The organism is Streptomyces sp. CRN 30 (assembly GCF_034105845.1).
The window spans coordinates 1-11,334 of sequence record NZ_JAVRHI010000119.1; the positions used below are offsets into that span (position 1 = coordinate 1).

The following is an 11,334-nucleotide window of genomic DNA, read 5'->3' on the forward strand; positions in this document are numbered from 1 at the left end:
GCCGTGCGCCTCGACGGCGTCGACGTCGGCGGTGGTGAGCCCGGCGTTGGCGAGCGCCTGCCGGATGACGCGCTGCTGCGCGGGACCACTCGGCGCGGTCAGTCCGTTGGACGCGCCGTCCTGGTTGAGCGCGGAGCCACGCACCACGGCGAGCACCTCGTGCCCGTTGCGCCGCGCGTCCGACAACCGCTCCACCAGGAGCAGGCCCACGCCCTCGGAGAACCCGGTCCCGTCCGCGTCCGCGGAGAACGCCTTGCAGCGGCCGTCCTGGGACAGTCCACGCTGCCTGCTGAAGGAGACGAGGAGTCGAGGAGTGGGCATGACGGCGACGCCACCGGCGACAGCCAGGGTGCACTCGCCCTGCCGCAGCGCCTGCACCGCCTGGTGCAGCGCCACCAGCGACGACGAGCACGCCGTGTCCACCGTCACCGCAGGACCCTCGAACCCGAACGTGTACGAGACGCGGCCCGAGGCCACGCTGGCCGCGTTGCCGGTGAGCAGGTGACCGTCGAGCCCGTCCTCCGTGGTGAACAGGTCGGTGTTGTAACCGGAGACGGCGCCGCCGATGAAGATGCCGGTCGGGCTGGCGCGCAGGGTGCCGGGGTCGATGCCGGCCCGCTCCAGCACCTCCCAGGTGGCCTCGAGGAGCAGCCGCTGCTGCGGGTCCATGGCGAGGGCCTCGCGGGGCGAGATCCCGAAGAACTCCGCGTCGAAGTCCGCGACGCCGTCGATGAATCCGGCGGTACGGGAGGAGGAGCTGCCCACGCGGTCCGGGTCCGGGTCGAACAAGGCGTCCACGTCCCAGCCGCGGTCGGTGGGGTAGTCGCCCATGGCGTCGCGTTCGTCCGTGAGCAGTTGCCACAGCGCTTCGGGCGAGTCGACACCGCCGGGGAACCGGCAGCTCATGCCGATGATGGCGATCGGGTCGTCGTCGGAGGCGACGGCCGGTGCGGCGGTGGGGGTCGCGTGGTCCCGGGCGCCGTCGCTGTCGATGCCGAGCCGTACGCCGACTTCGGCAGCGAGGGCGGCGGAGGTGGGATGGTCGAAGACGACGGTCACGGGCAGGCGCAGGCCGGTGGCGGAGCCGATCCGGTTGCGCAGTTCGACGGCGGTGAGCGAGTCGAAGCCCATGTCGCGGAAGGCACGGTCGGCCTCCACCGCGCCGGCGGTGCCGTGGCCGAGGACGAGGGCGGCCTGGGCGCGCACCAGCTCCGTCAGCTCGCGGTCGCGCTCGGCGGGGGCCAGCGCGGCAAGGCGTTCGCGCAGCCCGCCGCCCCCGCCCGCGGGCGTGTTGGCGGCGGCCCGCTTGGCCGTGGTGCGCACCAGCGCACGGAAGAGCGGGGCCAGGGTTGGCCGTTCGCGCAGTGTGGCCAGGTCGAGGCGGACCGGGACGGTGTACGGGTACGGCAGGCGCACCGCGGCGTCGAAGAGGGCGAGGCCCTCGTCGGTGGCGAGCGCCCTGATACCGGCCCTGCGCATGCGGTCGAGGTCGGTGGTGCCCAGCGCACCGGTCATGGCGCTGCGGTCGGCCCACAGCCCCCAGGCCAGGGAGTGCGCGGGCAGCCCCTGGGCGCGCCGCTCCTGCGCGAGGGCGTCGAGGAAGGAGTTCGCCGCCGCATAACCGCCCTGCCCGGGAGAACCGAAGACACCGGCGGCCGAGGAGAAGAGCACGAACAGCGCGAGGTCCCGGTCACGGGTGAGCTCGTGCAGGTTCCAGGCCGCGTCCAGCTTGGGGCGGAGGACGGTGTCGAGGCGTTCAGGGGTCAGCTCGGTGACGACACCGTCATCCAGGGCTCCGGCCGCGTGCACCACACCGCACAGCCCGTCGAGCCCGTCCAGGAGCGTGCCGAGGGCCACACGGTCGGCGGCGTCGCAGGCCTCGACGCGCACGTCGGCACCCAACGCGGTCAGTTCGGCGGCCAACTCCCCGGCGCCCGGGGCGCCCGCGCCCCGGCGGCCGGTGAGCACCAGATCCCTCACACCGTGCTCAGTGACCAGGTGGCGGGCCACCGCCGACCCGATCACGCCGGTGCCGCCGGTCACCAGCACGGTGCCGGTCAGCGCGGCCCGCGGGTTGGTCAGGACGACCTTGCCGGTGTGTCGGGCCTGGCTCATGTGCCGGAATGCCTGCGGTGCCTGGCGGGTGTCCCACGCGGTGACCGGCAGCGGCACGAGCTCCCCGCGGGCGAAGAGCTCGGCCAGGTGCGTGAGCATCTCGCCGAGCCGGTCGGCGCCCGCCTCACCGAGATCGAAGGCCCGGTAGCGCACGCCGGCGTGGGTATCGGCCACCTCGTCCGCGTCACGGATGTCGGTCTTGCCCATCTCCAGGAACCGGCCGCCACGCGGCAGCAGCCGCAGCGAGGCGTCCACGAACTCCCGAGCCAGGCTGTTGAGGACGACATCGACACCCCGGCCCCCGCTGTGCCCCAGGAACCGGTCGGCGAACTCCACGCTCCGCGAGGAAGCCAGCCGCTCCGCGGCGATACCGGTGTCACGAACCGTGGGCCACTTGGCCTCGCTCGCCGTCGCGTACACCTCGGCACCGAGGTGCCCGGCCAGCTGGACGGCGGCCATGCCCACCCCGCCCGCGGCCGCGTGCACCAGCAACGACTCGCCCTCGCGCAGGTCCGCGAGGTCGACCAGCGCGTAGTAGGCGGTCAAGAACGTCACCGGCACCGACGCCGCCCGGGCGAACGACCAGCCCGGGGGCATCACCACGAGCATGCGGCTGTCGGCCACCGCCGAGGGACCGGCGTACGAACCGGACAGCAGACCCATGACCCGGTCACCCACCGCGAGCCCGGTGACACCGGGACCCACCTCGGTCACCACGCCTGCACCCTCACTGCCGAACAACGCCTCGGTCTCGGGGACGGCGCCGGCACCGTCACCACCCGGCAGCCCCGCCGTCTTGGCAACGACGCCCAACGCCACCAGCACGTCACGGAAGTTGACGCCGGTGGCGCGTACGGCGACCCGCACCTCACCCGCTCCGAGGGGCTCGGCGGCGCGCGGGGCGGCCACCAGGCGCAGCCCGTCCAGGGTGCCCCCCGTGTCCAGCTCCACCCCCCAGACGTCCGCGTCGGGCAGGGCCAGGGTGCCTGCGCCGGTGGTGGAGGCCCGGCCGAGCCGGGGCACGAACACCGCTCCGGAACGCAGCGCGAGGGCGGACTCGTCAGCGGCCACCGCGCCTGCGACGGCGGCGGGCAGGGCCGCGGCGGACTCCGGAGCCCCGTCCAGGTCGGCCAGCAGGAAACGGCCCGGATGCTCGGAGGACGCCGTGCGGATCAGGCCCTGTACCGCGGCCTGCCCGGGTTCGGGCCGCTCGCCGGGTGCCACGACAGCGCCTGCGCGGGTCACCACCGCGAGGCGTACCTCTTCCAGCTCCGCGAGACCGAGCCACTCCTGCACGGTGGCGAGCACGGAGGTCAGCAGCGCGCGGACGGCGGCGGGGGTGTCCCCGGCCGCCGTCCTCGGGCAGGGCAGGAGCACGGCCGCGGGCACGGCGCCGCCGCCGCGGACGCTCTCGGCGAGCGCGGCGAGGTCCGCGTGGCGCGGCAGACCGAGCTCCGCCAGACCATCACCCAGGACCACGGCGGAACCGGGAACACCAGTGAGGTCACCCGAACCACCGGACAACGGGATCCAGTCGATCTCGTACAGCGAATCGACACTCTGACCGGAGAGCGGGTCAGCGGTGAGCGGGCGCGAGGTGAGCGTGTCGATGGTGAGCACCGGAAGGCCGGTGCCGTCGGTCAGCCGCACCGCGAGCGAGTCGGCGCCCGTCGGCGTCAGCCGGACCCGTGCCGCGGTGGCACCGGTCGCGTGCAGGCGAACCCCGGCGAAGGAGAACGGCATCATCCGCTCGCCGTCGCCCTCCAGCAACGTCACCAGACCCGTCTGCAGCGCGGCGTCGACCAGCGCGGGGTGCACCCCGAACCGCCCGGCATCCCGCTCGGCGGCCTCCGGCAGTACGACATCGGCGAACAGTTCCTCGCCGCGCCGCCATACCGCCCGCACGCCCTGGAAGATCGGACCGTAGCCGTACCCGGTGGCCGCCAAACGGTCGTAGAACCCGTCGATGTCCACGGCCTCCGCGCCTGCGGGCGGCCAGGCGGCGTCGGCCGCGGCCTGCTCACCGGCGGGGGCGGCGGGCGCCGCGACCAGCAGCCCCTCGGCGTGGCAGACCCACTCCGCACCGTCGTCCTCCTGGCCCGGCCGCACCGTCCGGGAGTGCAACCGCGCCGCGCGCCGGCCCTGCTCGTCGGGGGAATCGACGGCGACCTGGATGTCGACCCCGGCGTCGCCGGCCGGTACGACCAGCGGGGCCTGCAGGACGAGCTCGTCGAGGATGTCGCAGCCGACGCTCTCACCCGCCCGCAGCATCAGTTCGAGCATGGCGGCCCCGGGCACCAGGACCCGGCCCAGCACCGCGTGACCGGCGAGCCAGGAGTGCGTATGCAGGGACACGCGGCCCGTGAAGAGGTGGCCCTCGCCGTTCGCGAGCGTGATACCGGCAGCGAGCAGCGGGTGACCGGGCGAGGAGAGACCAGCCCCGGACACCTCCGTGGTACCGGCCGCACCGTCCAGCCAGTAGTGCCGGCGTTGGAAGGCATACGTGGGCAAGCCGACCCGGCGTGCACCACTGCCGGCGAACACACCCTGCCACTCCGGCTCCACACCCCGGACCCACAGCTCCGCCAGCGAGGTGAGGAAGCGCCGGACACCGCCCTCCTCACGCCGTAGCGTGCCGCCGCCGTACACCTCCACACCCACGGCCTCACCGGTCTCCTCCACCGAGGACGCCAGCACCGGATGCGGACTGACCTCGACGAAGGTGGTGTGACCCGCAGCAATCAGCTCCCCCACCGTGTCGAGGAACCGCACCGGCTGCCGCAGGTTTCGGTACCAGTACTCCGCGTCAGCCGCGCCCTCCTCGAGAAGCTCACCCGTCACGGTCGAGTACATCGGTACGTCACCCGCACGCGGCACCACCGGAGCAGCCAGCTCCAGCAAGGCCTCACGCAACTGCTCCACCTGCGGAGTGTGGGAGCCGTAGTCCACCGGAATGCGACGGGCCCGTACGCCGTCGCGCTCGCACGCGGCCATCAGCTCGTCCAGCGCCACGGCCTCACCGGCGACGACCGTCGACCGCGGACCATTGATCGTGGCCACACTCACCCGGCCGGACCACGGCTCGATCAGCTCCTCCGCCACGGCCTCACCGACCGCCACCGACACCATGCCGCCCTGGCCCGCCAGCTCCCGGCCGATCAGCCGGCTGCGCAGCGCGACGATCCGCGCACCGTCCTCGACCGACAACACCCCCGCCACCACGGCGGCCGCCAGCTCACCCTGCGAATGACCGACCACAGCAGCAGGCACCACACCCGAGGCACGCCACACCGCCGCGAGCGACACCATGACCGCCCACAGCATCGGCTGAACCACATCCACCCGGTCCAACGACGGCGCACCCTCGCGCTCCCGCAGGACATCGACCGGGACCCAGTCGACATACGCGGTCAAGGCAGCCGCACACTCACCGAACCGCTCCGCGAACACCGGAGAGGACTCCAGGAGCCCGACCGCCATGCCGGCCCACTGCGAACCCTGCCCCGGGAAGACGAACACCACGTCCGCAGCGCCTTCCGACGCCACACCCGTGACCACACCAGCCGCCGGTTCGCCTTCTTCGAGGGCCCGCAGGGCGGTGAGCAGTTCCTCCTGGTCCGCGCCGAGCAGCACGGCCCGGTGCCCGAGTGCCGCCCGCGAGGACGCCAGCGACCAGCCCAGGTCGGCGATCGAGGCCTCGGAGGAGCCCACGAACGGGCGCAGCCGCGCCGCCTGCCCGCGCAGCCCGGCCGCCGACCTGCCCGAGAGCACCCACGGCACGACACCACCGCCGGAGACGAGGACGGCCGGACCGGACTCGGCGCCGGCTTCGGGGGCCTCCTCGGCCGGGGCCTGCTCGATGATGATGTGCGCGTTCGTCCCGCTCACACCGAACGACGACACACCCGCACGGCGAGCGCGGCCCGTCTCGGGCCACGGACGCTCCTCGGTCACCAGCTCCACGGCACCCGTGGTCCAGTCCACGTGCGGCGTGGGCTCATCGACGTGCAGCGTCCTGGGCACTACACCGTGCCGCATCGCCTCGACCATCTTGATCACACTCGCCACACCCGCGGCGGCCTGCGTGTGACCGATATTGGACTTCAGCGAGCCGAGCAGCAGCGGCTTGTCCTCGTCCCGTTCCTGGCCGTACGTGGCGAGCAGCGCATCCGCCTCGATCGGGTCGCCCAGCTTGGTACCCGTGCCATGCGCCTCGACCACGTCCACCTGCGCGGGAACGAGCCCGGCGCTCTCCAGGGCCTGCCGGATCACACGCTGCTGCGCGGGGCCGTTGGGCGCGGTAAGACCGTTGGACGCGCCGTCCTGGTTGACCGCCGAACCACGGATGACGGCAAGGACCTGGTGGCCGTTGCGGCGCGCGTCCGAGAGCCGCTCCACCAACAGCAGGCCCACACCCTCCGCCGCGCTCATACCATCGGCAGAGGCAGCGAACGCCTTGCAGCGACCGTCCCGCGCCAGACCCTGCTGCCGGCTGAGCCCCACGAAGACTTCGGGCGTCGACATGACCATCACGCCGCCCGCGAGCGCCAGCGAGCACTCGCCGAGCTGCAGCGCGTTGATCGCCAGGTGCAGCGCCACCAACGACGACGAGCACGCCGTGTCGACAGTGAGTGCCGGGCCTTCGAGGCCCAGGGTGTACGAGATCCGGCCGGAGATGACGCTGTCGGCGCGGCCGGTGAGCAGATAGCCCAGCGCCTCTTCGGGAGCGGTGGCCGGGTCGCCGTACCCGTGGAAGCTGGAGCCCACGAAGACGCCGGTGTCACTGCCACGGAGCGCGGTGGGGTCGATGCCGGAACGCTCGAACAGCTCCCAGGACGTCTCCAGGAGCAGCCGCTGCTGCGGATCCATGGCCAGGGCCTCGCGCGGCGATATCCCGAAGAAGCCGGCGTCGAACTCCCCCGCGCCGTCCAGGAAGCCGCCCTCGGCCACGTACGAGGAGCGGGGGCGCTCGCCGGTCACGTCGATCAGCGAGGCAGGATCCCAGCCGCGGTCGGTGGGCAGGCCGGTAATGGCGTCGCCGCCCTCGGAGAGCAGCTGCCACAGGTCCTCGGGCGAGGCGACACCGCCGGGAAGGCGGCAGCTCATCCCGACGATCGCCACCGGCTCGCTGCCGGCCGACTCCACGGCCTTCAGCCGTGACTTCGTCTCCTTCAGCTCGGCGGTCACGCGCTTGAGGTAGTCGAAGAGCTTCTCTTCATTCGGCATGCGCGGCGAATCCATTCCTTAGCAGCACTAACGGGGTCGGCAGTCGTGTACCGGGTGGAGTCACAAGGTCGGCGCGCAGAGCGTCCGGCCGGTCCGGATCACGGCTCTCCCAGCTCGTCATCGATCATTGCGAACAACTCGTCCGGGGAGGCTCCCTGCAGGTCCCAGCTCTGCGCGGCCCTGCCGCCCGAGGTGACGACCGAGTCGGGGCTGACACGGCGCAGCAGTTTCTCCAGCCGCTCCGCCACCTCGCCCCTGACCGGGTCGTCGTCACGCAGGGTGGCCAGCTCGACGTCCAGGCGGTCCAGTTCGGCCAGCATCGGGCTGGTGTACGTCTCGTCGTCGACCAACAGGTCGCGCAGATAGGCAACGAGGTCAGCGACCGTCGGACGGTCGAAGACGAGTCCGGCCGGCAGCTTGCGGCCGACCAGGCCACCGAGGCGGTTGCGCAGCTCCACTGCGGTGACCGAGTCCAGGCCCAGTTCCGCGAACGGGCGGGTGAGCGGCACCGATTCGGCCCCGTCATGACCGAGGACGGCCGCGGCGTGGGTGCGGACCGCCTCGCGCAGCACCCGGTCCTGCTCCTTACGAGCCAGGCCGACCAGACGCTCGGCAAGGGTGGGGCCCTCGCTCCCGCCGGTACCCACCCCGCCCGCAGCCGTCTCCTGGGGGCGCTGGACCTCCGCGAGGCCGTACAGCAGGGGACTGGGCCGCGCCGCGGTGTAAGCGAGCTGGAACTTGTCCCACTCGATGTCGGCGAGGACCACGAAGGTGTCGTCGCCTGCCAGGGCCCGCTCCATGGCGAGGGTGGCGCGCTGCGGGGACATGAGCGGCACGCCGTGCCTACGGCGCAGATCGGCGACGGCGTCCTTCTCCGCCATGCCGCCCTGGGCCCAGGCGCCCCAGCCGATGGAGGTCGCCACTCGGCCGTGGGCCCTGCGGTACCAGGCCAGCGCGTCCAAATAGGCGTTGGCCGGGGCGTAGTTGCCCTGGCCCGCGGCGCCGAAGGTGCCCGCCGTGGAGGAGAAGAGCACGAAGGCCGACAGGTCCATGTCCGCGGTCAGCTCGTGGAGGTTCCACGCGGCACCCGCCTTCGAGCGGAACGAGGCGGCTACGCGGGGAAGGGTCAACGTCTCCAGCGGGCCGTCGTCCAGGGCGGCGGCGGTGTGGAAGACCGCGGTCAGCGGCAGCTCCTCCGGGATGCCGGCCAGGGCGTCCGCCAATGCGTCGCGGTCGCCCGCGTCGCAGGACAGGACCGTCACTCGCGCACCCGCTGCGGTCAGTTCGGCCCGCAGCTCGTCGGCGCCCTCGGCATCGGGGCCGCTCCTGCTCAGGAGCATCAGGTGCTCAGCGCCTCGCTCGGCGAGCCGGCGTGCGATGTGGCCGCCGAGCGCGCCGGTACCGCCGGTGATCAGGACGGTGCCCTTGGGGGGCTGCCAGGCGCCGTCCCGTCCCGCGGACGCGGCGACGCGCACCAGCCTCCTGGCGAGCACGCCGGAGGGGCGCACCGCGAGCTGGTCCTCGCCGGTCTCGCCCGTCAGCAGGGCGCAGAGCCGGTCGATGTCCCGCTCCCCGGGTTCGGCGGGCAGGTCGATCAGGCCGCCCCAGCGGTCCGGGTTCTCCTGGGCCGCGACCCGGCCGAGTCCCCACACCGTCGCCTGGCGGGGTCCGCTGAGTTCGGCGCCGCTGCCGGTGGTGACCGCGCCGCTGGTGACGCACCACATGGGGGCGGTGACTGCGGTGGTGGCCAGTGCCTGGATCAGCCCGAGGGTGCGGGTGAAGCCGAGGGGCACGCCGGGGTGCGCCGGGTGGGAGTCCTCGTCCTGTCCGGTCAGCGCGAGGACTCCGGCCGCGTGCTCGTGTCCTTCGACGGCGCGCAGTCGTACGGAGATCTCCTCCACGTACGGGCGTTCCCCCGTGGTGGCGGCGTACTCGGCGCGCTCCGCGGGGAGCAGGACCTGGCGGACGGTGCCGCCGCGGCGCTCGATGCCCGCGCCGATGGCCCACACCGTCGGGTCGTCGGCGCGCTCCTCGGGCACGGCGAGCAGCCAGATGCCGGTGAGGCGGGCCTGGGTGTCCTGGACCGGCGCCCATTCGATCCCGTAGCGCCAGGCGTCCACGGTGGACTCCTCGCGCTGCTTGCCGTGCCAGGCGGAGAGCGCGGGCATGACGGTGGCGAGTGAGGAACGCACGGAGTCGTCCGCCACGCCGAGCGCGGCGGCGAGCGATTCGGTGTCGCCGCCGTCGACCGCCGTCCAGAAGGCGCTGTCGACGCCGGAACCCGCGGTGTCCTGCGCGGGCGCGGGGGCGTCCAGCCAGTAGCGCTGCCGGTGGAACGCGTAGGTGGGCAGGTCCACGGTCCTGCCACCGTCGAAGGTGGTCGACCAGTCCACGGGGGCGCCCGCGACGAACAGTTCGGCGAGGGAGGTCAGGAGTCTACTGCGGCCGCCGTCCTCGCGCCGTAGGGTGCCCGCGACCACCGGGGTGGTTGCGAGGTCCGCGAGGCTGGCCTCGATGCCTACGGTCAGGACCGGATGCGGGCTGACCTCGACGAAGGCGCCGTGGCCCGCGTCGGCGAGGGCTCGCGCGGTCTGCTGGAAGCGGACGGGGTCACGGAGGTTGCGGTACCAGTACTCCGCGTCGGCCACACCGTCCTCGAGGAGCTCGGCGGTAACGGTCGAGTACATCGGCACCTGGGACGGGCGCGGGGTCACGGAAGCGGCGAGCTCGAGGAGAGCCTCGCGAACCTGCTCGACCTGCGGGGTGTGGGAGCCGTAGTCCACCGGAATGCGACGGGCCCGTACGCCGTCGCGCTCGCACGCGGCCATCAGCTCGTCCAGCGCCGCGGCCTCACCGGCGACGACCGTGGACTGCGGGCCGTTGATCGTGGCGACGCTGATCCGGCCCGCCCAGGGCTCGATCAGCTCCTCGGCCGCGGCCTCGCCGACCGGCACGGAGACCATGCCACCCTGACCGGCCAGTTCACGTCCGATCAGCCGGCTGCGCAGCGCGACGATCCGCGCGGCATCCTGGAGGGAGAGCACGCCGGCGACCACGGCAGCCGCCAACTCACCCTGGGAGTGCCCCACTACGGCGTCGGGCTTGACGCCGTGCGCACGCCACACCGCGGCGAGGGAGACCATGACGGCCCACAGCATCGGCTGGATCACGTCCACCCGATCCAGCGACGGAGCGCCCTCACGCTCGCGCAGCACGTCCGCGGGCGCCCAGTCGATGTGCGGGGCGAGGGCCGCCGCGCACTCGCCGAACCGCTCCGCGAACGCCGGTGAGCAGTTCAGGAGTTCGGTGGCCATTCCCGCCCACTGCGAGCCCTGGCCGGGGAAGACGAAGGCGGTCCTGATGTCGCGTGCCGCGGTGCCCTGGATCACGCCGGGGGTCTCGTCGCCGTGGGCGAACGCGGCCAGGCGCCGCAGCAGTTCCTCACGGTCGCGGCCGATGACGACGGCGCGGTGCTCGAATGCCGTCCGAGTGGTCAGGAGTGAGTGTGCGATGTCGACGAGGGCGGCCTCGGGAGCGGCGCTGACGTGTGCGTGCAGGCGCAGTGCCTGCTCGCGCAGGCTTCCCGGGCTCTTGGCGGAGATCACCCACGGCAGGTGGTCGCCGGTCTCCTCGGCGGCCTCGACCTCGGGCTCCGGGACGTGTTCCAGGATGACGTGGGCGTTGGTGCCGCTGATGCCGAACGAGGACACGGCCCCGCGTCGCGGCCTGGCCGTCTCGGGCCACGGCACGCTCGCGTCGGCGAGCCGCATACCGGCCGAGTCCCAGTCGATGTGCGAGGTGGGCTCGTCCACGTGCAGCGTCTTCGGCACCACACCGTGCCGCAGGGCGAGCACCATCTTGATGACGCCCGCGACACCGGCCGCGGCCTGGGTGTGACCGATGTTGGACTTCACCGAGCCGAGCAGCAGCGGCTTGTCCTCGGGGCGGTCCCTGCCGTACGTGTCGAGCAGCGCCTGGGCCTCGATGGGGTCG

General features: G+C 73.1%; 2 protein-coding genes. Both read right to left on the reverse strand.

From position 1 onward, the window contains the following. On the reverse strand, positions 1 to 7,341 hold a 7,341-nt coding region (locus UW392_RS11330), incomplete at its 3' end, for an SDR family NAD(P)-dependent oxidoreductase (RefSeq protein WP_320774797.1). 98 nt (positions 7,342 to 7,439) lie between these two features. Then, a partial coding sequence (locus UW392_RS11335; RefSeq protein ID WP_414495943.1) for a type I polyketide synthase occupies positions 7,440 to 11,334 on the reverse strand: 3,895 nt, incomplete at its 5' end.